We start from the raw sequence: 26,849 nt of genomic DNA on the forward strand, positions 1-26,849 counted from the left end.
GCGAGGCGCGGCGGTACAGGAGACGCCCGGGGGCTCGCTCAGGGGCGCTCGCGATGGGGACGGCACCGGAGCCGGGCGAGAGAGCACGCGGGAAGCCCACGGCCCGATCAGGGGCGCTGACGATGGAGGCGATGCAAGAGGCGGTCGTAGGGGACGGCGTGGCTGACGTGGCCCTGGTATCCCGTGGTGGTCGTGGCCTTGAACAGGGCGTTGAGCAGGGCTTCCTCGACGGCGTCCATGACGGCGGCGAACACCGGGGTGAGCGCCTCGTCGGGCAGGAGCGGGACTTGGGGCGGCGCGGTGCTGAAGGCGATCGCGTAGTCGCCGCTGCCGTGCGAGTACGACGCCCACCCGCCCCATCGCGAAGATCGCCCGGCGAGCCAGGCGGCCGAGCCGGCGGCGTCGAGCGGGGCGTCGGTGGCGACCACGATCATGCAGGAGTTGCCCGGCGGCTCGGCGCCGTCGGCTCCTGGGATCAGCTCGGCGGCCGGCATCGGGACGCCCTGGACGGTCAGTACGCCGCCGAAGTTCGCCTGGACGAGCGCTCCCGTCGTGACCGGGACGCCGCCCTCGACCTCCAGCCGCCGTGACGAGGTGCCGATACCGGCCTTGAAGCCGAGCGCGGTCGTCCCGGTGCCCGCGCCCACGCATCCCTCGCCGGGCTGGCCGCCGCTCGCGCCTTCGAGCGCGTCGAGCACGTGCCGCTCGGTGATCGGCCGCCGCCGGATGTCGGACAGGTAACCGTCGTTGGTCTCCCCCGCCACGCAGTTGAACGACAGGCCGTCGGGGCGGCGCCGCATCACGTACGACAGCAGCGCGTCGGCCGCCCGGTAGACCGACAGCGTGCCGGTCAGCACGATGGGCGACTCCAGGACGCCGAGCTCGTCGATCTGGGTGGAGCCGATGAGCTTGCCGTAGCCGTTGCCGACGTGCACGGCAGCGGGCAGCCGCCAGGTGCTGAACAGCTGCTCCGGCACGATCGCGGTGACCCCGGTGTGGAGGTCGGCGCCGTCGTCGATCGTGGTGTGGCCGACCAGGACGCCTTCGACGTCGGTGATCGCGTTGAGCGGCCCGGTGGGCAGCCTTCCGACGACGACGCCCAGCTCTCGCGCCCGTGCCCGCCCGCTCGGATCCGCAGCCGCGGCTGCGGACGGCCCCCCGGAAGCGCCAGAAGACGAGGAGGGAGCCCCGGACGCGGGAGAGGCCGAAGTCGCAGACCGGCCCACGGGCGCGCCCGCAGCCGAGGGCGGGGCGGCGGCCGGGGGCACGGACACGCCCGGAGCCGAAGCCGCGGACGGAGCCGGAGGCGAGGCGGCGGCCGGGTGTTCGGGCGTGCCGGGGTGGTCGTCGCGTCGTGTCACGTCGAGCAGTATCGCCGCAGCGCGCCGCCCGGCTGCATCAGGGTGCTCGTACTGGTCCTGGCCGACCGCCACCCCCACCGCCCGCTGCCCGCCCGAGACGGCGGTAACGAGGGCGGCGAGTGCCGCCCACCGGAGAGCCGGCGCGCCCGGCGGGCGGTCAGGGTCAGGCGGTGGGGCGGGTGGCTTTGCCGTCGAGCCACAGCGTGTCGGACTCGTCGCGGTGCGAGCCCGTGCCGCCCACGTGCTTGGCGTCGATCTTCGGGCCCTTCTTGATCACGTGGACGAGCGCCATCGCATGCCCTCGCCCCAGCCCGTAGTCCTCCTTGAGCCAGTCGATGATCACTCCCGCCTTCACGGACGGGTCGTCGTAACCCCGCTCCTTGGCAAGCGCGATGAACTGCCGCGGCGTCAGGCCGGTCTTCTCCTCGATGTTGTCGAGGTACGCCTGGAACGACATGTCTTCCTCCATGGTCGAGCGGGGGCAAGCGTGACTCACCCTGCCAGACGCCACCGACAAAACCGCGCCCCCTGGTTTCACACGGCCGCGGTCTCGTGAAACCCGGCCGAGGGCGGCGTGAAACCCGGGCCGCCGACAGTTGCGTGCATGAGCATCACGAATCTGGACGCTCCCCCAGTCGTGGCCGTCCGCGCGGAGGGGCTGGCGAAGGCGTTCGGCACCCACCGCGCGGTGGACGGCATCGACCTCGACATACGCACCGGCGAGATCTTCGGCGTTCTCGGCCCGAACGGCGCGGGCAAGACCACCACGCTGCGGATGCTGGCGACGCTGCTGGCGATCGACGAGGGCCGCGCCGAGATCTTCGGCGTGGACGTCTCCCGCGAGCCGCACGTCATCCGCCAGCTCGTCGGCGTCACCGGACAGTACGCCTCCGTCGACGAGAACCTGACCGCCCGCGAGAACCTGTGGCTGTTCGGCCGCCTCCAGGGCCTGCCGAGCCCGCGCGCCCGGCGTGTCGGCGACGACCTGCTGGGCAGGTTCGGCCTGGAGGACGCCGCGGACAAGCCGATCGCGCAGTTCTCCGGCGGTATGCGGCGCCGCCTCGACCTGGCGGCGAGCCTGATCACCAGGCCGCCGCTGATCTTCCTGGACGAGCCGACCACCGGGCTCGATCCGCGTACGCGCGGCCAGATGTGGGACACCATCCGCGAGCTGGTGGCCGACGGCTGCACGGTGCTGCTGACCACCCAGTACCTGGACGAGGCCGACCAGCTCTCCGACCGCATCGCGGTCATCGACCGCGGCCGCAAGGTCGCCGAGGGCACCCCGGACGAGCTGAAGACCGCGGTCGGCGACTCCACCCTGCAGGTGCACCTGGCCGACCCCGGCGACGTGCAGGACGCGGTCCAGGTGGTGCGGCGGGTGCTGGGCTCCGACCCGGTGCTCAGCCCGAAGCAGGCCCGGCTGAACGTCGCGCTGGAGCAGGCCGACATGGCGGCCGAGGTGCTGATCGCGCTGCGCACCGCCGGGCTGTCGATCTCGTCGGTGAGCGTGGCCAAGCCCAGCCTGGACGAGGTGTTCCTGGTGCTCACCGGCCACGAGACGGACGCCGACACGACGAAGGAGGACCGCCGATGACCACCACCACGATCGCACCCGCCCGCGAGCGGATCGACGTCGCCGCCCGGGTGGCCGCCACCCGCCGGCGCGTCACCGTGGCGGAGACGGTGCGCCAGACGATGACGATGGCGTGGCGGGCGCTGAAGAAGATGCGCCGCAACCCCGAGCAGTTCTTCGACGTGGCGGTGCAGCCGATCCTGTTCACCGCGATGTTCGCCTACATCTTCGGCGGCGCGATCGCGGGCGACGTGCAGAGCTACCTGCCGCTGATGATTCCGGGCATCCTCGCCCAGACCGTGCTGACGACCTGCATGGCCACCGGTACGCAGCTGCGCGAGGACATGGAGAAGGGCGTGTTCGACCGGTTCAAGGCGTTGCCGATCGCCAGGATCGCGCCGCTGGCCGGTCCCATGGTGGCCGACCTGCTGCGCTACACGATCGCGGCCACGCTGACGTTCTCCATGGGCCTGCTCATGGGCTACCGGCCGGGCGGCGGCGTGGGCGGCGTGCTCGCCGCGATCGTGTTGTCTATCTTCACCGGCTGGTCGCTGGCGTGGATCTTCACGTGGGTCGGCACGATCGCCAGGAGCGCCCAGGCGGTGCAGGGCATCTCCATGATGATCATGTTTCCGCTGACGTTCCTGTCGAACGCGTTCGTCCCGGTCGAGACGCTGCCCGGCTGGCTGGCCGCGTTCGTGACGGTCAACCCGGTGTCACACCTGGTCACGGCCGCCCGCGACCTGGCCAACAGCGCCGTCGTCTCCGGCGAGGTGGCCTGGACGGTGCTCGCCGGCCTGATCGTCATCGCGGTCTTCGCGCCACTGTCGGTGCGCAGCTACAAGCGGCACCTGTGAGCCCGCCACCTGCCGGACGAGGAGGCGTGCCTCGTCCAGCAGGTCGGGCCCGGTGCGGGTGCCGTACTCGGCGCGTATCGCGGCGAGCGTCCCCGGCGCGATCCGCTCCGCGTGCGGCTCGATGCGCTCCATGGACATGCTCGGCAGCAGGGCGATGTACGAGAACCGCTCGGCCAGCACCAGCATCCTGATCGCGGTCTTCGCGGGCATGGCGGAGCGCAGCAGCCCCCAGGCGCCCAGGGCGAAGAGCGCCGAGCCGCAGATGGGGTAGTCGCGGATGGGGTTGTCGCCGAAGAGCAGGTCGTGACCGATCACGTCGGCGTACAGCCGCTCGCCGTAGCGGACGCCGTCCCCGCGCGCGTGGCGGGCGTGCGCGGTCAGGGCCACCGACTCGGCCACCACCGTCCATGGGGCGACCTCAGCGGGTCCCATGCCGGCCAGCTGCAGGTCGCGCGCGCTCTGCACGGCCCGCCGGTACGCGGCCAGCGCGGCGTCCGTCTCGCCTCTGGCCAGGGCGATCTCGGCGGAGCACAGCGCGACGGTCGCCACGCCGCCCATCACCGGCTCGTTGTCGTTGATGTAGGCGATCGCGGCGAGCTCGGCCTCCGCGCGCTCGAGGTCGCCGTCTTCGATGGCGCACGTCACCAGCACGGCCCGGAGCTGCGCCTCGTCGTCGGAGGCGCCGAGGCGCTGCAGGACCGGTACGGCGATCCGGGCGTGCGCGAGAGCCCGCTTGCGGTCGCCGAGCTGCATGACGAGCTGGGCCAGCATGGCGTGCATGATCGCGCTCTGCCACTGCCCCTCGTCGCCTTCGTTCAGCAGCGCCAGGGTGCGTTCTGCGGCCGCGGTGGCCCCGGCCAGGTCACCGGCGTTCTCCAGGACATGGGCGAGTTGCCGGGCCGCCTCGATCGCCACGTCGCGGTCGGGGCTTTGCGACAGCTGCGACAGCCGGGCCAGCATGCCGGGGGCGTCGAGCCCGTGCCAGGCGTCCAGCACCTGGCACATCGCCAGGACCCTGGGATGAGTCGCCTCGCTGACGGGCAGCGAGCGGAGCAGGTCGAGCAGCGCGTGCCCGTGCCGGTCGGTGAGGATCATGATGTTCTGGAGCGTGATCAGCATCGCCACCCTGGTCTCCTCGACCAGGTCGGGCGGCGGTCTCCAGCCCGTGAACGTTGCGATGATCGCGTCGCGGTGCACGAGGATGCGCTGGTGGTCGCCGCGTATCGACCACATGCCGCCGAGACCCGGCAGCAGCCGCACCAGCGTGGGCAGGTCGGGCTCGGCGAGCGCCTGCCGCAGCAGGTCGGCGAGGTTGCCCTCCTCGGCGCGCAGCGCGTCGGTCGCCTCGAACTCCTCCGGCCCGAAGAAGCGCGCGGCGTGGAAGAGCGAGTAGGAGGCCGCCCACTCCCGCTGCGCCTTTTTGGCGGGCTCCTCCTCGCCCGCCTCCTTCAGCCGCATCCGCCCGAACTCCCTGACGGTCTCCAGCATGCGGTAGCGCAGGCCGTACGCGGTCTCGCGGACGCTCAGCATCGACTGCTCAGTCAGGGCGTCCACGGCGGGCAGGGCGTCGGGACCGAGCACGGCCTCGGCGGCGGCGAGCGTGAAGCCGTCGCCGAACAGCGACATCCAGCGCAGCGCCCGGCGTTCGGGCTCGTCCAGCAGGTTCCACGACCAGTCGATGACGGCGTGCAGGGTGCGATGCCGGTCCGGCGCCGTACGGTTGCCGCCGCGCAGCAGCGCGAACCGGTCGGCGAGGCGGCGTGCGATCTCCGCCACCGACATCACCCGCACCTTGGCGGCGGCCAGCTCGATCGCCAGCGGCAGCCCGTCAAGGCGGGCGACGACCCGCTCGACCGTCTCGTCGTCGAGCAGCACGTCCGGCCGGGCGGCGACGGCGCGCTGGCGGAACAGCTCGACCGCGTCCCGCGTGGACAGCTCGCCGAGCTGATAGACGCGCTCGGCGGGGATGGACAGCGGCGCGCGGGAGGTGATGAGCACGCGCAGGTCGCGGGTGGTCACGGTGAGGAACGCCACCAGGTCGGCGACGGCCTCGATGACGTGCTCGCAGTTGTCGAGGATGAGCAGCGCGGGCGTCTGGGAGAGCTGCTGGGCGATCCTGGCGCGTACGTTGGAGCGCTGCTCGGAGGTCAGGATGCGGCGCCCGCTGACCGAGTCGCGTACGCCGAGCGCCGAGCCGACCTCGCCCACCACACCCTCCGGTGAGGAGACGCCGACCAGCTCGACGAAGTGGGCGACGGGTTGCGGGGCGTTCCTGCCGACGGCGTGCGCCAACCGGGTCTTGCCCAGCCCGCCGGGACCGACGATGGAGACCACGCGGTGGGTGTGCAGCAGGGCCTGCACGGCGCGGATGTCGTCGTCGCGGCCGAGCAGGGTGGAGCCGTCGTACTGGATGCCCTGGCGTACCGGCCGGTCGGCGGCCAGCAGTTCGGCGTGGACGCGGGCCAGCTCGGGGCCGGGGTCGGTGCCCAGGCGGGCGGCCACGGCGGCGCGGTGGCGCTCGTAGCGTTCGAGTGCGGCGGGCGTGCCGCGTACGGCGGCCTCGCTGCGCAGCAGGCAGGCCAGCAGCTCCTCGTCGTGCGGCCGGTCGGCGGCGGCCTGTTCGAGCAGCGGCAGTGCGGTGGGGTGCGCGCCGTCGCGCGAGTGCGCGACGGCCGCCACCCTGCGGGCCTCGGCGGCCCAGGTCGCGGCGGTCGCGCGCAGCTCGGCGAGCGCGCCGGAAGGACCTTTCGTGTCGTGCAGTGCGGCGGTGATCGCCAGCGCCTCGCCCGCGTGCCGGTGCGCGAGCGCGGTGTCGCCCGCGGCGAGGGCGTCGCGGGCCCGCTCGGCCAGCTCGCCGAGCAGCAGCACGTCCACCTCGCATGCGGGCAGCCCGAGCCGGTAGCCGTGAGGTGTCCTGACGATGACGTCGGCGGCGGTCGCCGCCCTGGTGCGCGAGACGACCACCTGGAGCGCCTTGGTGGGGTTGGCCGGCGGCTCGTCCGGCCACAGCTCCTCGACCAGCCGTTCGTCGCTGACCCCCGCCCGGCCGTGCAGGGCGAGCACGGCGAGCAGCGTGTGGGCGCGGTCGCCGGACACGCGGGCGCCGTGCCAGCGCACGCCGTCGAGGAGGACCAGTGCGGGGGACATACCGACAGCTTAGGGCGACGGGCGCGGTGAGGCTGATCATCGCGCGGCGCCCCCGCGGCGGGTCACCAGGTGCTGCTCTCCACGGTGACGGCGGGGACCAGGTCGTCGCGCAGCGCTTCCAGGAACGCGACGATCTCCGCGGCGACCGAGCGGTGCTGCAGGTCGTTGAGCACGTCGTGGTGGGCGCCGCGTACGCTGACCAGCCGCGCCCTCGGCAGCGCCTTGGCCGCCCGGGCGAGCGCGTCGTGGTCGGCGAGCGGGTCGGCCTGCCCGGCGAGCAGCAGGTGGGGGATGCCGGTGGCGTCGGCGTAGGCGGCGTCCAGCAGGTCCTGCGGCAGGGCGTCGGCCAGCGCGCCGCGCCGTACGGACGCGTCGCCGGTCAGCACGCCGCGGTGGGTGGGACAGTGCGTACGGACGTCCAATTCGTCCTCCCAGCCGCCGCCGGCCCGGGACCCGGCGCCGGGCAGGCCCGCGAGCACGACCGCGTCCGGCCACCATGCCGAGGTCCCGGAAGCGGTGGCGAGGAGGGCGGACAGGGCGGCGGCGCCCAGGTCGGATCCGGCCAGCACCAGCGGGCGCGGCAGCCCTTCCGGCCGCTCGGCGGCGACGCCCTCGACGGCCCCGGTCAGCCGGGCGGCCAGATCGTCCAGGACGGTCGCCGCGGTGGGACCGGCGGCGGGCGGGCCGATGACCCGCACCCGGTAGGCGTCGTAGGCGAGCCGCGCGCCGAGGCGGGCGTAGGTGGCGCGGGTCTCGCCACGGCCGGGCACGACGATGACCGTGCCCCTGGTACGCAGCCCTTCGGGGGCGTGGTGGTCGCCACTGTGCGTCATGCTCATGCTCCAGACGTTCGAGGGAGGTCGGCGAGGGCGCGTACCTGCTCGCGCAGCGCGCGGCGGGCGGCGGGCGGCGGGGTCGGGCGGCTGATCGTCGGTGATCGACGGCACGGACGTCACCAGCAGCCGCGTGTAGGGGTGGCGCGGGGCGAGGAGGATCTCCTCGGTGGTGCCGGTCTCCACCACCTGCCCGTGGTAGAGCACGACGACGCGGTCCGCGACGCCGCCCAGCGAGCCGAGGTCGTGGGTGATCAGCAGCACGCCGAGGCCGCGCGTCTCGCGCAGCCGCAGCAGCAGCTCCAGGATGGTGATGCGGGTCGAGGCGTCGAGTGCGCTGACCGGCTCGTCGCAGATCAGCAGCCGGGGATCGACCGCGATGGCGCGCCCGATCGCGACCCGCTGCCGCTGGCCGCCCGACAGCTCGCCCGGGTACCTGGGCAGCAGGTCGGGCGGGAGTGAGACGTGCCGCGCCGCCTCCTCGGCGGCCGCGCGGAGCTCGGCGCGGCCGCGCCCGCCGCGTACGGCGAGGCCCTCGACCAGGGTGTCGGCCACGGTGCGGTCGGGGTCGAGGCTGCGCAGCGGGTCCTGGAAGACGTACTGGACGGCGCCGCCGCGGCGGAAGGCGCGCAGCTCGCGGCCGCGCAGCCCGCTCACCTCGCGCCCGTCGATCGCGACGGTGCCGGCGCTCGGCGGCACCAGGCCGAGCACGGCCCTGGCGAGCGTGGTCTTGCCGGAGCCGGTCTCGCCGATCAGCCCGACGATCTCGCCGGGCGCCACGGTGAGATCGGCGCCGTGCAGGATCTCGGTGCGCGCGCGGCCGCGGCCGAGCGAGACGCGCAGGCCGCGTACGTCGAGCAGCGCGGTCATCGGGGGCTCCTTCGCTGTTCGCGCACCCGGTCGATGCCGAAGCGCTCGTGGGCGTCGATGAGCTGCCGCGTGTACGGGTGGCGCGGCGCGCGCAGCACCCGCCGGGTCGGGCCTGACTCGACCACGGCGCCGTCGCGGAACACGTGGACCGTGTCGCAGGTCTGCGCGATGACGGCGAGGTCGTGGGAGACGACGATGAGCGTGAGCCCGCGGTCGCGGCGCAGCTCCGACAGCAGCTCCAGCACCTCGGCCTGCACGGTCACGTCGAGCGCGGTGGTGGCCTCGTCGGCGATGAGCAGCTCGGGGTCGGCGCTGATCGCCATGGCGATCAGGACGCGCTGCAGCATGCCACCGGACAGCTCGAAGGGGTACTGCGTGTAGACGTACTCGGGGCGGCGCAGCCCCATGGCGTGCAGCAGCTCCACGGCGCGTTCGCGGGCGGCGCGGCGGCCGAGCCCGACCTTGACGCGCAGCACCTCGGCGAGCTGCTCGCCGACGGTGATCGAGGGGTTGAGGTAGGAGGCGGGGTCCTGGAAGACAGCGGCGATTCCGGTGCCGCGCAGCCGCGCTCGCTCGGCGTCGGGCAGCGCGGTCAGCTCGGCGCCGTCGAAGGCGATCTGCCCGCCGGTGACCTGGACGCCGGCGGGCAGCAGGCCGAGCACGGCGCGGCAGGTCAGGGTCTTGCCGCTGCCGGACTCGCCGACCAGCCCGGCGGCCGAGCCGCGCGGCACGCCGAGGTCCACGCCGTGCACGACCTCGGTGCCGTCGGCGACGCTGACGCGCAGGCCGCGTACCGACAGCAGCGGCTCGCGGCCCGCCCCATCGCCGGCGGATGGGCGGACGGCGGTCGCGAAGTCAGGTGAGGCGGACACGGCGGGCTCCTCTCATGAGTGTCCTGGCCCGGCCCCGGTCGCCGCCGGCGTCCCTGATGCCGTCGGCGAGCAGGTTGAGCGCGCCGACGGTCGCCATGATGAACAGCGAGGGGAACACCGGCCCGTACGGCCGCTGCGCCAGGTAGCCGAGGTCGCCGGCGACGATGCCGCCCCAGGTGGGCTCGGGCGGCACGACGCCGATGCCGAGGAAGGTCAGCGACGAGACGATGAGCAGTGCGGAGGCGGTGGCGTTCGCGGTGGTCACGACGAGCGTCGGCACGATCTTCGGCCACACGTGGGTGCGCAGCACCCGCCAGGCGGAGGCGCCGAAGAGCTGCGCGGCGGTGACGTACTGGGCGCCCGCGTGGCTGAGCGCGGCGGCTCTGGTGATGCGGTAGAACGACGGCGCGAGGAGGATGCCGACGGCGACCATCGCCTGGTGGACGGCGTTGCCGAGCAGCGCGGCGACCGCGATCGCGAAGATCAGGAAGGGCAGCGCGATGAGCCCGTCCATGATGCGCAGCGTGATCCACTCGTAGGCGCGGCCGAGGTAGACCGAGGTGATGCCGGGCACGACGCCGATGACGAGCCCGATGGCGACGGCCTCGAAGGCGGTGAACACCGAGGCGGGCGCGCCGGCCAGCACCCGGCTGAGCACGTCGCGGCCGAGGTAGTCGGTGCCGAACCAGTGCTGGGCGCTGGGCGGCTGGAGGATGTCGGCGCTGTTCTTCAGCGCGTCGTACGGCGCGAGGAACGGCCCGGTCACGGCGAGGACGAGCACGGCCGCGAGCACAATCGCCGCGACGGCGCCCGCGCGGGTGCGCAGGGCGTCGGTGATGGCCTTCATAGCTCCCTCCTGGCGGCCGGCCGGAGCTTGACCAGCAGGACGTTGACGATCGCGGAGGAGACCAGCACGACCGCGATCGTGACGAGCAGCGCCCCTTGGACGACGGGCACGTCACCGCTCAGCGCGGCGGACTTGGTCAGCTCGCCGATGCCGGGCAGCGCGAACACGGTCTCGGTGATGACGGCCCCGCCGATGAGCCGGGGCACGTGCATGCCGAGCACGGCGACCGCGGGTCCGGCGCCGTTGCGCAGCGCGTGGACGAGCACGACCCGGCGGCCGGGCAGTCCGCGCATGCGGGCGCCGACGATGTAGTTCTCGTGCAGGGTGCCGGCCAGGCCGGTGCGCAGCTGGCGGGCGACGTCGGCGGCGGCGTCGAGGCTGAGCGCCAGGCTGGGCAGCAGCAGGAAGCTCGCCCAGGTGCCGAGGCCGGCGGACGGAGGTGCCCAGCCGCCCGCCGGCAGCACCGGCACGATCAGCGCGAACACCGTGATGAGCGCGACCGCGGCGACGAAGCCGGGGACGGTCGCCAGCACGGAGGTGACGACGGTGACCGTGCGGTCCAGCAGGCCGCCCTGGCGTACGGCGGCGAGCGTGCCGAAGACGCCGCCGAGCACGACGGCGATGAGCAGCGCCCCGGCGGCCACCGACAGGCTGACGGGCAGCCGCTCGGCGATGCTCTGCGCCACCGGGATCTTGGTGAACCAGGAGGCGCCGAGGTCGCCGTGCAGGGCGTTCCACAGCCACGTCACGTAGCGCAGCAGCAGCGGCCGGTCGAGCCCGAACGCCTCGCGCATGCGCTGCACGTCGGCGGGGGTGGCGGAGTCGCCGAGCACGACCGAGGCGGGATCCTGCTCGGTGAGCCCGCCCAGCATGAACGTGATGAAGGTGGAGACGAGCATGACGGGCACCGCGATGAACAGCCCCCTGCTCAGGGCGGCGGCCGCCCTGAGCAGCAGCGCGGCCGGCCCCGGCCGGGAGGACGCCGGGGCCGTGCTCGGAGGGGCCGCGCGATCGCGCAGGTCGAGAGCGGTCACGTGGTCACCCGGACGACCTCGAACCGCTGGATGTCCACCCAGTTGCGCAGGCCCTGCACCTTGGGGCTGTGCGCGGTGAAGCGGGTCACCGTGAACAGGAAGACGTTGGGCATGTTCGTCACCGCGATCTTGGTGGCCTTCTGGATGGCGGCCGGGTAGGCGGGGTCGTCGAGGGCGTACCCGCCGGCCTTGGCGACGGCGGCGGGCAGCTCCTTGGGTGTGGTCTTACCGAGGTTCATCAGGCCCTCGGGGCCGAACAGCACCTGCAGCGCCTGCACCGGCGACTGGCGGGCGTTGAACTGGTCGAGCACGAACGGGTGCCTGCGGGTGATGTAGTTGTTGACGCCCGGCGTCATGACGGTGAGCTTCGTGCGGATGCCGGCGGCGTTGAGCTGCTGCTGGATCAGCTCGCCCACGGGGTCGTCGGCCCTGTTGAGCGCGAGCTGGACGTCCACGCCGTCGGGGTAGCCGGCCTCGGCCAGCAGCCGTCTGGCCTTGGCCACGTCGTGCGGGTAGAGGTTCTCCAGCTCGGGGTTGTAGGCGACGTAGCCCTTGGGGAACGGCTGCCAGGCGGGCTCGCCGTAGCCGAAGTTGGCGGTCTCGACGAGTGCCCGCCGGTCGATCGCGGTGCTGATGGCCTCGACGACCTTGGGGTTGTCGAACGGCTTGACCGTGTTGTTCACGTCGAGGACGCGGACCGGCAGCACGTCGGTGGTCAGCACGGGGAAGCCCGCGGCCTTGACGCCGGCGACCTGGGCGGCGGTGAGGTCGGCGACGTCGTACTGCCCCGATTGCAGGCCGGCGACCGCGACCGACGGGTCGGGGGCCGGTTTGAGCACGAAGTTGGCGATGTGGATCTGGTCGGCGTTCCAGAAGTCCGGGTTCTTCACCAGCGTGGCCTGCGAGCCGGGCACGTAGCCGGTGAGGATGAACGGTCCCGCGCCGACCGGCCGGGTGGCCAGCCTGGCCGGGTCCTTCGCCGCCGCGGGGCTGACGACCTGCCCGGTCTTGCCCGCCAGCAGCAGCGGGATCTGGTAGTCCACCTGGTTGAGGTGGAGGGTCACGTCGGTCTCGCTGTCGGCGGTGATGCGCTCGATGGTGGCGAGCTGCGGGGCGATCGTGGAGTCCTTGGCGGTCTTGCCGCGCTCCAGGCTGGCCTTAACGGCGGTGGCGTCGAGATTGGTGCCGTCGGAGAAGGTCAGGCCGGGGCGCAGGTGGAAGGTGACCGAGCGGCCGTCGCCCGCGTACGTCCACGACTCGGCGAGTCCCGGTCTGGCCTCGCCGTTCTCGTCCACCTCGGTGATCCCCTCGTAGACGAGGGTGAGGGCGTGGACGTCGTTGCCGACGGCGGAGGTGACCGGGTCCCAGGTGGACGGCAGCGACCAGCCCCAGGTGAGGGTGTCGCCGGACTGCCCGCCGGCGTCCTGGCGTATCGACGCCTGGGAGACGCAGCCGGTGAGCAGGAGCGTCACCGCGGCGGCGATGCCGGCGACCTTGAGTGCGGGGTTGCGCACGGAGCTCACCCTCGCCCCGCGGGAGCGAGCCGCCGCTCGCGGGCGGCGGCCCCGGCGCGCAGCAGCGGCACCAGCTCCTCGCCCCAGTCGCGCACGTCCTGCAGCGGGTCGAAGCCGCGGATGAGGAACGTGCGGATGCCGAGGTCGTAGTACTTCAGCAGCGCGTCGGCGACCTGCTGCGGGGTGCCGACCAGGGCGGTGGAGTTGCCGCCGCCGTCGGTGAGCTGGGTGACGCCGAACCAGAGCCGCTCGTCGTGGATCAGCTTCTCGTCGGCCTCGTCCTTGAGCCGCTTGGCGCCGACGGCGGTGTTCTCACCGCGGCCGATGCGCCAGCCCGCGGCGCCGCCGTTGCCACCGGCGAGGTTCTCTTCGAACGCGCGGCGGATGGCGGCGGCCTTGTCCCAGGCGGCCTCCTCGGTGTCGGCGACGATCGGGCGTACGGACAGGGAGAAGGCGATGTCGCGGCCGTGCCGGGCGGCTTCGGCGCGGATGAGCTCGATGCGCTCGCGGGTCTGGGCCAGGGGCTCGCCCCACAGGGCGTAGACGTCGGCCCAGCGCCCGCCGACGCGGATGGCGTCGTCGGACTGGCCGCCGAAGAAGATCGGCACCTCGCCGTGCGGTTTGACGGAGCTGAACGCGCCCTCGAAGCGGTAGAACTCGCCCTCGTAGTCGAACGGCTCGCCGGAGGTGAGCGTGCGCCGCAGCACCTCGATGAATTCGGCGGTGCGGCGGTAGCGGGCCTCCTTGCCGTGGAAGTCGCCGTCGCGCCGCTGGTCGGTGTCGCTGCCGCCGGTGATGTGGTGGATCGCGCAGGCCCGCGCCGGTGAGGTTGTCGAGGGTGGCGAGCTTGCGCGCGGTCAGCGTGGGCTGGATGAACCCGGGCCGCTGGGCGATGAGCACGCCGAGGCGTTCGGTGTTGTAGAGCACGTGGGCGGCGGCGGCGAAGCCCTCGGGCGAGCTGGCGCTGTGGGCGATGAGCACGCGGTCGAAGCCGGACTGCTCGTGGGCTCGGGCGAAGTCGGTGAGGTAGCCGGGATCGACGACCGGACCCCGCCATCCGGCGCTTTCCGAGCCGTAGGTGGTCGAGACCATCCCCAAGATCTGGATCGACAAGTGTCTGCCTTTCGACGTTTCGGTGCCGCCGCGCCCTGCGGGCGCGCGAGGGCACGCCGGAGCCGGCGCGTGAGCGGCATGGAGGTGCGGCGCGACGGTGCGGCCGAGGGTGTGGGGCGCCGTCGTCGGCGCCGCCGGGCGACGTCTGGTCCCAGCCTGCGGTGTCGCACGCCCGGCTGTCCAACGACGGTTTCTAATCGCGGTTCATCACGTCACGTGATAATTACCCTTACATCAGGTAGGAATAATGGGTATGCTGGCGTTCATGAACCGTACGCTGGACATCGCTCCGTTGCGCAGCTTCGTCGCCGTCGCCGACGCCGGCGGCTTCCAGCGCGCCGCCGACGCCCTCCACCTGAGCCAGGGGGCGGTGAGCCAGCACGTCCGCCGGCTGGAGTCGGCGATCGGGCGGCCGTTGGTGGAGCGGCGCGGGCGTGGCTCCCGGTTCACCGCCGACGGCGAGAAGCTGCTCAATCTGGCGCGCGGCATCCTCGCGCTGCACGACGAGGGGCTGCGCAGCTTCGGCGAGGAGCCGCGCGGCACGATCGTCATCGGCTCGACCGAGCACGCCGCCGCCCAGCTCCTGCCGCACCTGGCCACCGCGCTCGACGGGGCCGCGCCCCGCTACGGCGTGAAGTTCCGCATCGACCGCGGCACCAAGCTGCGCGAGAGCTTCGCCGCAGGCCGCATCGACCTGGCCCTGCTCATCGGCCCCGCCGACGACCCGCACGCCACCCCGGTCGGCGACCTGGCCTTGACCTGGTACTCCGCGCCCGGCTGGACGCCGCCCCGCCACGGCGAGCCGCTGCCGGTCGTCGCGTTCGACCATCCCTGCGCGCTGCGCGACCGCGCGCTGACCACGCTGGCGCACCACGCGGTGCCCGTCGCGATCGCCGCCGAGGCCAACCAGCTCGCCGGGGTGCAGGCCGCCGTGAGCGCGGGCGCGGGCGTGGCGCTGCTGGCGACGCTCGGGCAGACCCCCGACGGCCTGGTGCCCCGCGACGACCTCCCCCGGCCCAAGCCGCTGCCGCTGGCGCTCTGGACGCGCAGAGGCGTCAAGCCCGCCGTGTCCGAACGCGTCGCGCAGACGCTGCGCCGCCTGCTGACGACCCCGGTCCTGACCGAGGTGCCCCCGCACGACCTCGTCCTCGCCAAAGGAGCCTGATGCCCGACCGTGACCTCGTCCGTACGCCCAGCGGTGTGCTCGTGCCCGCCGGGATCGACCCGTTCCACCGCACCCTGCACCACGTGGCCCCGAGCGGGCTGCTCGGCCAGACCACGCAGACTTCTGGCATGACCCGCCTGGAGGCGATCAGCGGCAAGACGGTCGGCTCGGCCAACCTGTGGATGGGGCAGACGCACGTCGCCGCGTCCACGGCGTCGGGCAACCACCACCACGGGGCCTCCGAGACCGCCATCTACGTCGTCTCCGGCCATCCCGTCTTCGTCTTCCTCGACGTGGAGGGCGACCAGCCGGTGGAGCGCCGCGTCGAGACCGATCCGGGCGACTACATCTTCGTGCCGCCGTACGTGCCGCACCGGGAGGAGAACCCCGACCCGGAGACCGAGGCCGTCGTGGTCATCGCGCGTACGACGCAGGAGGCGATCGTGGTGAACCTCGACGGGCTCGACTGGTCCGAAGTCGAGATCCGCTAGAGCCGCTCCGATGCACGCCGAGCAGGTGCGGGCGCTGCTGCTGCGCCGCAGCGAAGTCGTCATCGCCGACGTACGCGAGGAGGCCGTCCACGCGCGGGGCCACCCGCTGTGGGCGGCCAGCTTCCCGCTCTCCCGCTTAGAGCTGGACGCCTGGCGGCGCATCCCCCGCTGCGACACCCCGATCGTCGTCTACGGCGACGCGGACTCCCCCGCCTCCCGGGCGATCGGCGTGCTGCGGCGGCTCGGCTACACCCGCGTGCACGAGCTGGAGGGCGGGCTCGACGGCTGGATCGCCTCGGGCGGTGAGATCTTCCAGGACGTGAACGTGCCGAGCAAGGCGTTCGGCGAGCTGGTCGAGTCGGTCGCCGGCACTCCATCGCTGCCGCCGCAGCGGGTGCGGGAGCTGATCGACGCGGGCACGCCGCCGGTCATCGTGGACGCGCGCACGTTCGACGAGTACGCCACCACGAGCATCCCGACCGCCACCAGCGTGCCCGGCGCGGAGCTGGTGCTGCGCGTCCGCGAGCTGGCGCCCGACCCCGCCACCCCCATCGTGGTGAACTGCGCGGGCCGCACCCGCAGCATCATCGGCGCGCAGTCCCTCATCAACGCCGGCCTGCCCAACCCGGTCGCGGCGCTGCGCGACGGCACCATCGGCTGGACGCTCGCCGGGCAGCGCCTCGACCACGGCGCCACCAGGACGGCACCGCCCGCCGTGACGCCGGAGCACCACGCCCGAGCCGTGGCGGGGGCCCGCGCCGTCGCCGAGCGGGCCGGGGTCGCCTTCATCGGCGCTCGAGACCTGCCCGGCCTGCGCGAGCCCGGGCGCACCACGTACGTCTTCGACGTCCGCTCCGCCGCCGAGTACGCCTCCGGGCACCTCGACGGGGCCCGCCACGCGCCCGGCGGGCAGCTCGTGCAGGAGACCGACCACTACGCGCCGGTGCGCGGCGCGCGCATCGTGGTCGTGGACGACGACGGGGTCCGCGCCGCGATGACCGGGTCGTGGCTGGCCCAGATGGGCTGGGAGACGTACGCGATCAGCCCGGCCGCGCCCGATGACCTGGTCTGGAAGGGCGAGGAGCCGCCCCTCCATCCCGAGCCGCCCCGGATGGACACCGTGGACGCGGCGACCCTGCGCACCTGGCTGGACAGCCGCTCGGCGGTGGTCATCGACGTCGGGCCCAGCCGTGCGTACGCCGCCGGGCACGTCCCCGGCGCCTGGTACGCCGCCAGGGCGCTGCTGCCCGCCGCGCTCGGCGCGATCGGGGACGCCGAGCGGTACGTGGTCACCTCGCCGACCGGCGTGCTGGCCCGCTTCGCCGCGGCCGACCTGCGCCGCCTCACCTCCGTCCCGGTGTTCGCGCTGGACGGCGGCACCGGGGCGTGGGAGGGCTTGGAGACGGATTCCGTGCGATACGCGGTCGCCCCGAACGACCGGTACCGGCGGCCGTACGAGGGCACGGACAATCCCCGGGAGGCCATGGAGGCGTACCTGGAGTGGGAGTACGGCCTGGTGAAGCAGCTCGAACGCGACGCAACCCACAATTTCCGGGTGTTGCGCGCCATCCCCTGACAAGTTCCTCCTTGTCCCGATATAACCTACCTTTTGGATAGGCAATATCGCGGGAGAGAGGAAGCCGCCGTGCCGCTGCCCACGCGCCCCCTGCGCAAGCTGGGTTTCCTGACCATCGGGCTGTTCGACGGGAACGACCCGCGCCCCGGACACGAGTCGACCCTGCGCATCATCGAGCTGGGCGAGCAGCTCGGCTTCGACAGCGCCTGGGTGCGCCACCGCCACCTGCAGTACGGCATCTCCTCCCCCGTCGCCGTCCTGGCCGCCGCGACCCAGCGCACCACCCGCATCGAACTCGGCACCGCCGTCATCCCCCTCGGCTGGGAGAACCCGCTGCGCCTGGCCGAAGACCTCGCCACCGTGGACATCCTGTCCGGCGGCCGGCTCAACCCCGGCGTCAGCGTCGGCCCGCCCATGCACTACGACCAGATCAAGGACGCCCTCTACCCGGACACCGCCGACGCGGAGGACTTCAGCTACGAGCGGGTGCGCCTGCTGCTGAGCTTCGTACGCGGCGAACCGGCCACCTCCTTCAGCGGCACCGAGGGCTTCGAGGTCTTCTCCGACCGGGTACAGCCCCACTCGCCCGGTCTCGCCTCCCGCATGTGGTACGGCGGCGCCAGCCTGCGCTCGGCCCGCTGGGCCGGCGAGCAGGGCATCAACTTCCTCACCAGCAGCGTCGTCAAGGCCGAGGAGTCGGAGGACTTCGCCCAGATCCAGCTCTCCCACATCCGGGAGTTCCGCGCCCGCCACCCGCACGGTGACAAGGCCCGCGTCTCCCAGGGCCTCGTCGTCATCCCCACCGACTCGGCCACCCAGGAGCAGAAGGCCAAGTACGCCGAGTACGCGGCCAAGCGCCTGCCCCGCACCGCCGCACCGCAGGGTCCCGCCCGCATGCTGTTCTCTCCGGACTTCGTCGGCGAATCCGCCGAGATCGCCGAGCGGCTGTACGCGCACGCGGCGTTCCAGGAGATCGACGAGGTGGCCTTCGCGCTGCCGTTCACCTTCGAGCACGAGGACTACGTACAGATCCTCACCGACATCGCCACGAAACTGGGCCCCGCACTCGGCTGGCATCCCGCCTGACCCGCCCGTCCTGCTCTCAGCCCGCGCTCGTCTCCCGGGGTTCGGTGTAGACGAGGAGGTAGCGCCAGAAGAGGAGGCGGCGGATCGTGGCGCCGGGAAGGAGGTCCGCGGCGGCGGCCCTGATCTCCGGCAGCGTCATGACGGGGTCGGTCGTCGGCATCACGGCCCGGCCGGTTCGCGGTCTTCCGGCCGTCACCAGGCGGGCCACCGCGTTCGCGGGCACCGCCGCCATGCTGACCAGGAAGTCCGTCAGCGTGCTCTCGCGGTACAGCCCCAGGATCACGAGCCGCCCGCCCGGGGCGAGCGCGCGGCGTAAGCGGGTCACCGTGGCGAACGGCACGTGGTGGATGCTCGCCAGACAGGAGATGAAGTCGTAGTGCCGCTCGGGGAGGTCGGCCGAGGTGATGTCGAGCTGCCGGAAACGCACCGATTCCGGCATGTTCCTCGCCGCATCGAGCATGGGGACCGTGTCGATCGCGTCGACCTCCAGGCCGAGCCCGGCCAGCCGGCGGGCGAACGCGCCGGCGCCGCACCCCACGTCGAGGGCTCTGCTCGCGCCCTCGGGGACTTCCCTGACGAGCAGGTCGTGGTAATGCTCGTTGTGGTCGAAGGCCATGGCCCGGGACATTACCGCCTTCCCGGCCGGACGACTCACCGCCGGAGATCCACGTCCGCGCCCTGCCCGGGCGCAGGCTGAGGTCATGCACGAACGCAGACGCGCGCGCTTCGCCCGAGACCGAGGTCCTGGCGCCGCCACCGGCCGGCGCCGGTTTCACCGGGGGTGGCGGATGGTCGCGGCGCTGGCCGTCACGCAGACCATCGGCTACGGGGTGCTCTATTACGCCTTCTCCGTCTTCCTCGCCCCCATGGCCCGGGACCTGCGCGCGAGCGGTACGCAGGTCGCGGGTGCGCTCACGCTCGCCGTGCTGACCACCGCCCTGTGCGCCCCGGCCGCGGGGAGGTGGCTGGACGCGCGGGGCGGGCGGGGGTTGATGACGGCCGGTTCTGTGCTGGGCACGCTGGCCGTTCTGGGGTGGTCGCAGGCGCACGACCTGCTCCAGCTCTACGCCGCGTTCCTGGGTATCGGCGTGGCCTCGGCCATGGTGCTGTACGAGCCGGCGTTCGCCGTCATCGTCGCCTGGTTCGACGGTCCTGCGCACGGGCGCGGGCGGGCGAACGCGCTGCTCGCGGTGACCATCGTGGCCGGGTTCGCATCGGCGGTGTTCCTGCCGCTGTCGGGTCTGCTCGTCGAGCGCTACGGCTGGCGTCAGGCGCTGGTCGTCCTCGGCATCGGGTACGGCGTGGCCGCGATCCCGCTGCACGCCCTCGTCCTGCGCAGGCCGGCGCACCATGCCGCGAGGGCCGCCGCCAAGGCCCGGGACGATCTGGTGCGGGAGGCCGTGCGGGCGCGGCCGTTCTGGCTGCTGGCGACGGCCTTCACCGCGCACAGCGGTGCGGTGGCCACGATCGCGGTGCTGCTGGTCACCTACCTGGTCCACGTCGGGCATTCCCCCGTTTTCGCCTCCACCGTGGCCGGGCTGCTCGGCGTGCTGTCGGTCACCGGCCGCGTGGTCACCACCGGCCTGCGCCGCCGCTGGCACGCCGCCCCGGTCGCCGCGGGCGTCTTCGCCGTGCAGGGCGCCGGGGCGCTGCTGCTGCCCGTGGTGGCGGCGCACGCGGCGGGGGCGGTCGCGTGCGTGCTGCTGTTCGGGATCGGGTTCGGGGTCGGCACGATCACGCTGCCGCACCTGCTCGCCGAGCGGTACGGCACCGCCGCCTACGCCGGCCTGTCCGGCCGGATCGCGCTGTTCGCGGTCGCCGACAAGGCGCTCGCGCCGCTCGCCGCCGTCGCTCTGGCCCAGGCGGCCGGCTACGGATGGGTCATGGGCGCGGTGGCCGCCGCCTGCGGGATCGCGGCCCTCGCCCTCCTCGCCTACCACCGCCACCGGCTTCCCTGACCCCGGCTCGCCCGCCCCGGCTTCCCTGACGCCTGCTCGCCTGCCCCGGCTTCCCTGGCTCCGTCGCCATCGCCTCAGCGCTCCCGTCTCTGGCGGTCCCTCTCATGGTCTCCGTCCCCCCTGATCGCCGTCCCACCTCCGCTGCGTCATGGCGGCTGCGCGACCCCCCGATTTCCCACTCAATACGATAATCATTATCATTCTCGACCATGTCGGACTTTGCATGTGGTGCCGCATGATCGAGCCCACCCCCGAAGAACCCCTCCCCAGACCGCGCCCCAGGACCGCCGTCACCCTCGCCGGGCTGGCCGTGCTGCTCGTCGCGGCGGGCATGGCGGCCGTCTCGCTCGGCCCCGTCCCGGTCGCGCCCGGCGACGTCGCCACGATCCTGGCCGCCCACCTCGGGCTGCCGGGCGACGGGGTGACGGCACAGGACGTCCTCGTGGTCGAGCAGCTCCGGCTGCCGAGAGTCCTGGTGGCGGCGCTGGCCGGCGCGGCGCTGGGCGTGGCGGGCGCGGTGATGCAGGCGTTGTTCGGCAACCCGCTGGCCGAGCCGGGCGTGACCGGCGTGTCGTCGGGCGCGGCCGTGGGGGCGGTGCTGGCGATCACCTCGGGCGCGGCTGGCGGCCTCGTGCTCCCGGCCGCCGCGTTCGCCGGGGCGCTGGTCACGGTGGCCGTGGTCTACGCGATCGGGGCGTTCGGCCGGGAGCGGGGCATGGCCACCGTGCTGCTGGCGGGGGTCGCGCTCAATGCGCTGCTCGGCGCGGTCGTGTCCGTTCTGGTGGCCAACGCGCCGGACGAGGAGTCGCTGCGCGGCGTCGTCTTCTGGTTGCAGGGCGATCTGGACGCCCGTACGTGGGAGCACGTCCGGCTCATCGCCGGCCCGGTGCTCGCCGGTGTGGCAGTGACGCCGGCGTTCGCCCGCGACCTCAACGTGATGCTGCTCGGCGACGACGCGGCGCGCACCGGCGGCGTGGACGTGACCCGCACCCGGCACCTCCTGCTGATTCTGGCGTCCCTGCTGGCCGGGGCGGCGGTGTCGGTCAGCGGGGTGATCGGCTTCGTCGGCCTGGTGGCGCCGCACATCGTCAGGCTGGTCGCGGGGCCCGACCACCGGCTGCTGCTCCCGGCGAGCGCGCTGCTGGGGGCGGCGTTCCTGGTGCTGGCGGACACGGCGGCGCGGATGTCGCCGGTGCCGGTGGCGCTGCAGACCGGCGTGGTCACCGCGTTCGCCGGCGCGCCGGTGTTCCTGCTGCTGGTGCTCTGGTCCGCAAGGAGCGCCCGATGATCGCCGTCGACGGCCTGCACGTGGACCTGGACGGGAACGCGGTGCTCCACGATGTCGAGCTGGCCGTGCCGCCGGGGCGGATCGTGGGTCTGGTCGGCCCCAACGGCGCGGGCAAGTCCACGCTGCTGCGGACGATCGCCGGGCTGCACCGCCCCAGCCGAGGACGCGTGCTGCTCGCGGGCCGCCCGGTGCACGCCAGGAAACCCCAAGAGCTGGCCCGCGACGTGGCCTACCTGCCCCAGGACATCGCGCTGCCGTTCCCGTTCACCGCCTACCAGGTGACGCTCATGGGACGGCACCCGCACCTCGGCCGCTTCGCCCGCGAAAGCGCCGCCGACCACCGGACCGCACAGCGCGCCATGGCCGCCACCGGCACCGCGCACCTGGCCGGGCGGAGCGTGGCCACGCTCTCGGGCGGCGAGCGCCAGCTCGTGCTCCTGGCCAAGGCGCTCGCCCAGGACGCCCCCGTGCTGCTGGCCGACGAGCCGGTCTCCGCCCTCGACCTGCGCCACCAGCTCGACGTCCTGCGGCTGCTGCGCGGCTGCGCCGGCGCCGGGCGCACGGTGCTGGTCGTGCTGCACGACCTCAACCTCGCCGCCCGCTACTGCACCGAGCTGGCCCTGCTGTCCGGCGGCCGGGTGATCGCCTGCGGCCCGCCCGCGACCGTGCTCACCCCCGATCACCTGGCCACCGCGTACGGCGTCGGCGCCGTGGTCCGCCCCGACGACGTCACCGGCTCACTCACCGTCACCGCCTTGGAGAACCCGTGAACCCCACCCTGATCCGCCTCGCCGCCGCCGTGCTCGGCCTCGGCCTGCTCACCGCGTGCGCCCCGGCGCCCGCCGCACCCGCGAACCACCCCTCGGACGCCGCCTTCCCGCGCACCGTCCAGGTGCCCGGCGACCCCGTACGGCAGATCACGATCCCCGCCCGGCCGCAGCGCATCGCCGCACTCTCTCCGGACACCGCCGAAGCCGCCATGGAGCTGGCCGGCCCCGACCGGCTCATCGCCGTCCCCGCGTCCAGCGCCGGCGCGTCGCTGTCCAGCCACGCCGAGCAGATGGCGAAGGTCCCCACCAAGCTGCCGCCGGGCAACGATCCCGACCCCGAACAGATCATCTCTCTCGCCCCCGACCTCATCCTCGTCACCACCAGGCACGGCGGCGAGCGTGACGCCCGGGCCGCGCTCGCCAAGGCCGGCATCCCGATGATCGCCATCGGCAACGGCTGGAGCACCCTGGAGGAGGTCAAGCAGAACCTGACGCTGCTCGGCACCGCGCTCGGCGCCGAGTCCACGGCCGCCGAGCTGAACGCCGAGCTCGACCGGCGCGCCCGCGACGTGGCCGCGCGGCTCGGTGAGCCCGCGCGGCGGCCCGGCGTGGCGATCCTGTCCAACCAGGCGGGCAGGCCGTTCATCAACGCCGCCGATGTGCTCGCCTCCGATCTCGTGAAGCGCGCCGGAGGGGACCTGGTGGCCGATAAGATCGGTTTGCGCGCCACCGCGCCGGTCACCGCCGAGCAGCTCATCGCCGCCGCCCCCGACGCCATCCTGCTGATCGACGTCACCGGCAAGGGCCGGGAGTCGTTCGCCGGCGTCCTGGACAACCCGGCCGTGGCGGAGCTGCCCGCCGTGCGCGACGGCCGCGTCAAGCTCCTGCCGGCGCGGATCTCGTACGGCACGGGCGGCGTGCGCGTCGCCGACGGGCTGGAGGAGATCGCCCGCTGGCTGCACCCCGAGGAGATGCGATGAGCCCCGCCAGCCCCGACCTGTCACCATCCCGGCTCGATCTGCCGGTACGACCCCACGTCCTGGCGGCCCTTGCCTGCGGCTGGCTGGTCGCGGTCGGCCTGTGCACGTGCTACCTGGGCATCGGCCGGCTCATCGACGACGTCATGGCCGGCGGCGACCGGCTGTGGGCTGCGCTCGCGACGATGGCGGGCGGCATCGTGCTCGCCGCCGCCGGTGCCGTCGGCCAGGGCGTCGCGCGCGGCCGTGGCGAAGGTGTGGCGGAGGTCAGCGTACGGGCGAGGATCCACCGGTTCGTCCTGTCCGGCGGGACGCGGCGGGAGGCCCGCGCGGGCGGCGGCCCGGTGACGGGCTCGCTCGCCTCGCTGGCCACCGAGAGCGCCGCCAAGCTCGCCGCCTGGCGCGGCGGCTTCCTCGGCCCGCTGGTCGCGTCGGTCACCACTCCCCTGGTCGTCGTGGTGGTCGTCGCGCTCGTCATCGACGTGACCTCGGCGCTGGTGCTGCTGGCGGTCGTGGTGGCGGTGCCGCCGGTGGTCGGCGGGTTCCAGCGGTTGTTCCGCGCGTCCTCCGCCGCGTACCAGACGCAGTCGAGGCGCCTCGCCGCGCAGTTCCTGGAGTCCATTCAGGGGCTGCGGCTGCTCACCCTGCTGGGCGCGGCGCAGCGCCGATCCGAACTGCTGGCCGAGGAGAGCGAGCGGCAGCGCCGCGCCACCATGCGGCTGCTGGCGGGCAACCAGCTCGTGCTGCTCATCACGGACGTGGTGTTCTACGGCGGGCTGATCGGCACCGGCACCGCGCTCGCCTTGTCGCGGTACGCGTCGGGCGCGATCTCCGCGGGCACGGCCGTGGCGCTGGTGCTGATCTCGTTGCTGCTGACCGAGCCGATCAGCGTCGTCGGCCAGTTCTTCTACATCGCCATGACGGGCCGGGCCGCGGGACGTCAGATCCTCGCCGCCCTGGCCGGTGAACGCCCTGCGGCCCCGGACCACGGTGACACGGCCGCGCCCGCAGCCCATCCCGATGACGGTGACGAACGGGATGCGGTAGAGCTGGTCGCGGTCACCGCGGGCCACGGCGACGGGCCGGACGTCGTGACGGACGTGACGTTCAGCGTGCGCCGGGGCGAGATGGTGGCGCTCGTGGGCCCGTCGGGCGCGGGCAAGTCCACGCTGCTGTCGGTGATCGCCGGAGAGCTGGCGCCGCGCAGCGGCACCGTACGCCTCCCCGCGGCCGGGGGCGGCGCGCCGGGCCTGGCGCTGGTTCCCCAGCACAGCTGGTTGTTCAGCGGCACCATCGCGAGCAACCTGCGGCTCGCCGACCCCACCGCGAGCGAGGAACGCATGTGGCAGGCCCTGCGGGATGCGCGGCTGGCCGCCGAGGTGGAGGCGATGCCGGGCGGCCTGGAGGCGCGCGTCGGCGAGGAGGGCCTCACGCTGTCGGGCGGGCAGGCGCAGCGGCTGGCGCTGGCCCGCGCGCTGCTCATCGACGCCGCCGTGCTGCTGCTCGACGAGCCGACGAGCCACGTGGACGCGCGTTCCGAGCAGCTCATCATCGACTCGCTGCGCCGCCTGCGCGGCACCCGTACGATCATCGTCGCCACCCACTCACCCGCGCTCAGCGGAGTCGCCGACCGGGTCATCGAGGTCCAGGCCGAGAAGGCGGTGGCACGATGATCGCCCGGCTGGCCGCGTTCGCCCGGCCGTTCGCGATCCCGCTGGCGCTCTCCACGGCGCTGCGCGTGGTGCAACTGGCCTGCGGCATCGCGATCCTCGCGGTCGCCGTGGGCGCGGTCGTCAGGATCGACGAGATCAGCATCGCGGGGACGGCCGTGCTGATCGCGGTGCTCGCCCTCGCCAAGGGCGCCGCGCACTACGGCGAGCAGTACCTCGGGCACTGGGTGGCGTTCACCGTGCTGGCCAGGCTGCGCGTCACGTTCTTCGACGCGCTGACCCGGCTGTCGCGCGGCGTGCTGCACCAGCACCGCTCCGGCGACCTCACCGCGCGCGCCACCGCCGACGTCAACAGCGTCGAGGTCTTCTACGCCCACACGATCGCGCCCGCGATCGCCGCCGCCGTCGTCTCCATCGGCTCGGCCGCCTGCCTGGCCGTGGCCGCCGACCCGGCGCTCGGGGTGATCCTGCTGGCCGGTGCGGCGGTCTCCGGCCTGGTGGTGCCGCTGCTCGGCCGTCGCGCGTCCGAACGTGCGGCCCGGCGGCGGCAGCACACCCGGGGGCAGATCGCCGCGCACGTCACCGACAGCATCGGCGGGTTGCGCGAGCTGACGCTGCTGCGGGCGCTCGGCCAGTGGCAGGACCGGCTCGACGCGCTCGACGCCCGCGCCACCGCCGGCACCCGGACGCTGGCCGTCCGCACCGCCTCACGGAGCGCCGCGAACACCGCCGTGCTGGCGGCGACCGTGTGCGCGATCGCGCTGGCCGGCGCGTACCTGTGGCAGGACGGCAGGATCACCATGCTCGCGTGGTGGGTGTCGGTCGCCGTGGCCCTCGCGCTGGGGCCCGCGCTGACGGCGGTCGAGGCGTTCGCCTCGGAGTTCGGCACCACGCTGGCCGCCGCCAGGAGGCTGTTCGCCATCATCGACGCGCCCGCCGGGTCCGGCCAGGACGAGTCCGCGCCGGGTGCGGGAGCGGGCGCCGGTGCCGCGGCCGTTCCCGGTGCCAGGCCGGGCGGAGCAGAGGCGGCGGCCGGGCTCAATGCGGTGCCCGGCGCGAGGCCGGCCGCCGGGCCGGGCGCCGGGCCGGGCGCGGTCCCGGGTGCGAGGCCGGCCGCCGGAACGAGTACGCGGCCCCGTACGGGCGTCGCCGTGTCCATGCGCGGCGTCCGCTTCGCCTACCCCGGCGCGCCCGCTGGCGTGCCGCCGGTGCTGGACGGCATCGACCTCGACCTGCCGCCAGGGTCGGCCACGGCCGTGCTCGGTCCGACCGGCAGCGGCAAGTCGTCGCTCGGCTACCTGCTGGCCGCCGCGCTCACGCCCACGGAGGGCACGATCACGCTCGACGGCACCGACCTGCGCGACATCCCCGACGACGAGCTGCGCCGCCGGGTGGCGCTGGCCGACCAGCGGCCGTTCGTCTTCTCCGGCACCGTGGCCGACAACCTCCGCCTCGCCCGTCCGGACGCGAGCGAGGCGGACCTGTGGCACGCGCTGGAGGTCGTGGCGTTGGCCGACACCGTACGCGGCCTGCCCGAGCAGCTCGGCACGCCGCTCAGCGAGCGCGGCCGGAACCTGTCGGGCGGGGAGCTGCAGCGCCTGTCCCTCGCTCAGGCGCTGCTGCGCCGCCCCGCCCTGCTGATCTGCGACGAGGTCACCAGCCAGCTCGACGCCGGCACCGAGGCCCGGCTGCTCCGGCGGCTGCGCAGCGAGCTGGCCGGCTGCACCACCGTGTGGATCACGCACCGGCGGGCGACGCTGGACCTCGTGGACCGGGTCGTCGTGCTCGACGGGGGCCGGGTCCGTACGGAGGACCTGCCTGAGTGAGGCTCAGAGATACGCGAT

The 26,849-nt window shown here is 73.7% G+C and carries 21 protein-coding genes and 2 pseudogenes; 12 read left to right on the forward strand and 11 right to left on the reverse strand.

What is annotated here, in order from left to right; genetic code table 11:
- Positions 1 to 107: 107 nt before the first annotated feature.
- Together WBK31_RS16010 and WBK31_RS16015 are read right to left on the reverse strand one after the other, a co-directional pair.
- The gene (locus WBK31_RS16010; RefSeq protein WP_406675123.1) at positions 108 to 1,361 is read right to left on the reverse strand and encodes a P1 family peptidase; all 1,254 of its coding nucleotides are present in this window, start codon (positions 1,359 to 1,361) and stop codon (positions 108 to 110) included.
- Between the two features lie 163 nt (positions 1,362 to 1,524).
- The gene (locus WBK31_RS16015; protein WP_364051500.1) at positions 1,525 to 1,818 is read right to left on the reverse strand and encodes a DUF4287 domain-containing protein; all 294 of its coding nucleotides are present in this window, start codon (positions 1,816 to 1,818) and stop codon (positions 1,525 to 1,527) included.
- Between the two features lie 147 nt (positions 1,819 to 1,965).
- Between WBK31_RS16015 and WBK31_RS16020 the strand changes: the two genes are divergently transcribed.
- On the forward strand, positions 1,966 to 2,958 hold the full coding sequence (locus WBK31_RS16020) for an ATP-binding cassette domain-containing protein (RefSeq protein WP_406675124.1): 993 nt from the start codon (positions 1,966 to 1,968) through the stop codon (positions 2,956 to 2,958).
- On the forward strand, positions 2,955 to 3,794 hold the full coding sequence (locus WBK31_RS16025) for an ABC transporter permease (protein ID WP_364051506.1): 840 nt from the start codon (positions 2,955 to 2,957) through the stop codon (positions 3,792 to 3,794). Before WBK31_RS16020 ends, WBK31_RS16025 begins: the two co-directional genes overlap by 4 nt.
- Before the next feature lie 1,677 nt (positions 3,795 to 5,471).
- Here WBK31_RS16025 and WBK31_RS16030 read toward each other — a convergent pair.
- The 8 genes and pseudogenes from WBK31_RS16030 to WBK31_RS16065 all read right to left on the reverse strand — a co-directional run.
- Positions 5,472 to 6,941 (reverse strand): annotated as a pseudogene (locus WBK31_RS16030) (BTAD domain-containing putative transcriptional regulator); the annotation flags it as partial.
- A gap of 62 nt (positions 6,942 to 7,003) precedes the next feature.
- Entirely contained in the window at positions 7,004 to 8,644 is a 1,641-nt protein-coding gene (locus tag WBK31_RS16035; RefSeq protein WP_406675125.1) for an ATP-binding cassette domain-containing protein, read from the reverse strand.
- A complete protein-coding gene (locus WBK31_RS16040) occupies positions 8,641 to 9,516 on the reverse strand; it encodes an ABC transporter ATP-binding protein (protein WP_406675126.1) in 876 nt (291 codons plus the stop codon). The genes WBK31_RS16035 and WBK31_RS16040 overlap by 4 nt, the downstream gene beginning before the upstream one ends.
- On the reverse strand, positions 9,500 to 10,363 hold the full coding sequence (locus WBK31_RS16045; protein WP_406675127.1) for an ABC transporter permease: 864 nt from the start codon (positions 10,361 to 10,363) through the stop codon (positions 9,500 to 9,502). The genes WBK31_RS16040 and WBK31_RS16045 overlap by 17 nt, the downstream gene beginning before the upstream one ends.
- Positions 10,360 to 11,397, reverse strand: a complete 1,038-nt coding sequence (locus tag WBK31_RS16050) for an ABC transporter permease (protein WP_406675128.1) — start codon at positions 11,395 to 11,397, stop codon at positions 10,360 to 10,362. Before WBK31_RS16050 ends, WBK31_RS16045 begins: the two co-directional genes overlap by 4 nt.
- Positions 11,394 to 12,911, reverse strand: coding sequence for an ABC transporter substrate-binding protein (locus WBK31_RS16055; RefSeq protein WP_406675129.1), 1,518 nt, complete (start codon positions 12,909 to 12,911; stop codon positions 11,394 to 11,396). The genes WBK31_RS16050 and WBK31_RS16055 overlap by 4 nt, the downstream gene beginning before the upstream one ends.
- Before the next feature lie 5 nt (positions 12,912 to 12,916).
- Positions 12,917 to 13,717, reverse strand: coding sequence for an LLM class flavin-dependent oxidoreductase (locus WBK31_RS16060; RefSeq protein WP_406675500.1), 801 nt, complete (start codon positions 13,715 to 13,717; stop codon positions 12,917 to 12,919).
- A 73-nt stretch (positions 13,718 to 13,790) separates the two neighbouring features.
- Positions 13,791 to 14,003: pseudogene (locus WBK31_RS16065) on the reverse strand (LLM class flavin-dependent oxidoreductase); the annotation flags it as partial.
- 286 nt (positions 14,004 to 14,289) lie between these two features.
- On the opposite strand from WBK31_RS16065, the gene WBK31_RS16070 reads away from it, so the two are divergent.
- The 4 genes from WBK31_RS16070 to WBK31_RS16085 all read left to right on the forward strand — a co-directional run bounded on the left by WBK31_RS16070 (position 14,290) and on the right by WBK31_RS16085 (position 18,342).
- The gene (locus WBK31_RS16070; protein ID WP_364051530.1) at positions 14,290 to 15,189 is read left to right on the forward strand and encodes a LysR family transcriptional regulator; all 900 of its coding nucleotides are present in this window, start codon (positions 14,290 to 14,292) and stop codon (positions 15,187 to 15,189) included.
- A complete protein-coding gene (locus WBK31_RS16075; protein WP_364051533.1) occupies positions 15,189 to 15,680 on the forward strand; it encodes a cupin domain-containing protein in 492 nt (163 codons plus the stop codon). The genes WBK31_RS16070 and WBK31_RS16075 overlap by 1 nt, the downstream gene beginning before the upstream one ends.
- A gap of 10 nt (positions 15,681 to 15,690) precedes the next feature.
- The gene (locus WBK31_RS16080) at positions 15,691 to 17,256 is read left to right on the forward strand and encodes a rhodanese-like domain-containing protein (protein WP_364051536.1); all 1,566 of its coding nucleotides are present in this window, start codon (positions 15,691 to 15,693) and stop codon (positions 17,254 to 17,256) included.
- A 69-nt stretch (positions 17,257 to 17,325) separates the two neighbouring features.
- Positions 17,326 to 18,342 carry an LLM class flavin-dependent oxidoreductase gene (locus tag WBK31_RS16085; protein ID WP_378788832.1) on the forward strand — a complete coding sequence of 339 codons (1,017 nt, stop codon included), beginning with the start codon at positions 17,326 to 17,328 and terminating at the stop codon, positions 18,340 to 18,342.
- A gap of 16 nt (positions 18,343 to 18,358) precedes the next feature.
- On the opposite strand, the gene WBK31_RS16090 is transcribed toward WBK31_RS16085, so the two are convergent.
- A complete protein-coding gene (locus WBK31_RS16090) occupies positions 18,359 to 18,958 on the reverse strand; it encodes a class I SAM-dependent methyltransferase (protein WP_364051542.1) in 600 nt (199 codons plus the stop codon).
- A gap of 172 nt (positions 18,959 to 19,130) precedes the next feature.
- Here WBK31_RS16090 and WBK31_RS16095 point away from each other — a divergent pair, with 172 nt between their 5' ends.
- From WBK31_RS16095 to WBK31_RS16120, 6 genes are all read left to right on the forward strand, one after another.
- The gene (locus WBK31_RS16095) at positions 19,131 to 20,300 is read left to right on the forward strand and encodes an MFS transporter (RefSeq protein ID WP_364051545.1); all 1,170 of its coding nucleotides are present in this window, start codon (positions 19,131 to 19,133) and stop codon (positions 20,298 to 20,300) included.
- A 235-nt stretch (positions 20,301 to 20,535) separates the two neighbouring features.
- Complete coding sequence (locus tag WBK31_RS16100; RefSeq protein WP_364051548.1) at positions 20,536 to 21,588, forward strand: iron ABC transporter permease; 1,053 nt, start codon at positions 20,536 to 20,538, stop codon at positions 21,586 to 21,588.
- Positions 21,585 to 22,358: an ABC transporter ATP-binding protein gene (locus tag WBK31_RS16105; protein ID WP_378788829.1), complete on the forward strand. Its 774-nt coding sequence runs from the start codon at positions 21,585 to 21,587 to the stop codon at positions 22,356 to 22,358. Before WBK31_RS16100 ends, WBK31_RS16105 begins: the two co-directional genes overlap by 4 nt.
- Positions 22,355 to 23,338, forward strand: coding sequence for an ABC transporter substrate-binding protein (locus WBK31_RS16110; RefSeq protein WP_364051554.1), 984 nt, complete (start codon positions 22,355 to 22,357; stop codon positions 23,336 to 23,338). Before WBK31_RS16105 ends, WBK31_RS16110 begins: the two co-directional genes overlap by 4 nt.
- Positions 23,335 to 25,008: an ATP-binding cassette domain-containing protein gene (locus WBK31_RS16115; protein ID WP_406675130.1), complete on the forward strand. Its 1,674-nt coding sequence runs from the start codon at positions 23,335 to 23,337 to the stop codon at positions 25,006 to 25,008. The genes WBK31_RS16110 and WBK31_RS16115 overlap by 4 nt, the downstream gene beginning before the upstream one ends.
- Entirely contained in the window at positions 25,005 to 26,831 is a 1,827-nt protein-coding gene (locus WBK31_RS16120) for an ABC transporter ATP-binding protein (protein WP_364051560.1), read from the forward strand. Before WBK31_RS16115 ends, WBK31_RS16120 begins: the two co-directional genes overlap by 4 nt.
- Positions 26,832 to 26,849 lie beyond the last annotated feature (18 nt).

Origin of the sequence: Nonomuraea sp. N2-4H (assembly GCF_045291505.1) — a bacterium.
Lineage (GTDB): Bacteria > Actinomycetota > Actinomycetes > Streptosporangiales > Streptosporangiaceae > Nonomuraea > Nonomuraea fastidiosa.

What these genes read in the sequence shown, in the direction of transcription:
- WBK31_RS16025 (WP_364051506.1), top strand. Translation starts at nt 2,955, where the DNA reads ATGACCACCACCACGATCGCACCCGCCCGCGAGCGGATCGACGTCGCC.
- WBK31_RS16035 (WP_406675125.1), bottom strand. Translation starts at nt 8,644, where the DNA reads ATGACCGCGCTGCTCGACGTACGCGGCCTGCGCGTCTCGCTCGGCCGC.
- WBK31_RS16045 (WP_406675127.1), bottom strand. Translation starts at nt 10,363, where the DNA reads ATGAAGGCCATCACCGACGCCCTGCGCACCCGCGCGGGCGCCGTCGCG.
- WBK31_RS16090 (WP_364051542.1), bottom strand. Translation starts at nt 18,958, where the DNA reads ATGGCCTTCGACCACAACGAGCATTACCACGACCTGCTCGTCAGGGAA.
- WBK31_RS16120 (WP_364051560.1), top strand. Translation starts at nt 25,005, where the DNA reads ATGATCGCCCGGCTGGCCGCGTTCGCCCGGCCGTTCGCGATCCCGCTG.
- WBK31_RS16115 (WP_406675130.1), top strand. Translation starts at nt 23,335, where the DNA reads ATGAGCCCCGCCAGCCCCGACCTGTCACCATCCCGGCTCGATCTGCCG.
- WBK31_RS16070 (WP_364051530.1), top strand. Translation starts at nt 14,290, where the DNA reads ATGAACCGTACGCTGGACATCGCTCCGTTGCGCAGCTTCGTCGCCGTC.
- WBK31_RS16100 (WP_364051548.1), top strand. Translation starts at nt 20,536, where the DNA reads ATGATCGAGCCCACCCCCGAAGAACCCCTCCCCAGACCGCGCCCCAGG.
- WBK31_RS16095 (WP_364051545.1), top strand. Translation starts at nt 19,131, where the DNA reads ATGGTCGCGGCGCTGGCCGTCACGCAGACCATCGGCTACGGGGTGCTC.
- WBK31_RS16020 (WP_406675124.1), top strand. Translation starts at nt 1,966, where the DNA reads ATGAGCATCACGAATCTGGACGCTCCCCCAGTCGTGGCCGTCCGCGCG.
- WBK31_RS16080 (WP_364051536.1), top strand. Translation starts at nt 15,691, where the DNA reads ATGCACGCCGAGCAGGTGCGGGCGCTGCTGCTGCGCCGCAGCGAAGTC.
- WBK31_RS16105 (WP_378788829.1), top strand. Translation starts at nt 21,585, where the DNA reads ATGATCGCCGTCGACGGCCTGCACGTGGACCTGGACGGGAACGCGGTG.
- WBK31_RS16075 (WP_364051533.1), top strand. Translation starts at nt 15,189, where the DNA reads ATGCCCGACCGTGACCTCGTCCGTACGCCCAGCGGTGTGCTCGTGCCC.
- WBK31_RS16015 (WP_364051500.1), bottom strand. Translation starts at nt 1,818, where the DNA reads ATGTCGTTCCAGGCGTACCTCGACAACATCGAGGAGAAGACCGGCCTG.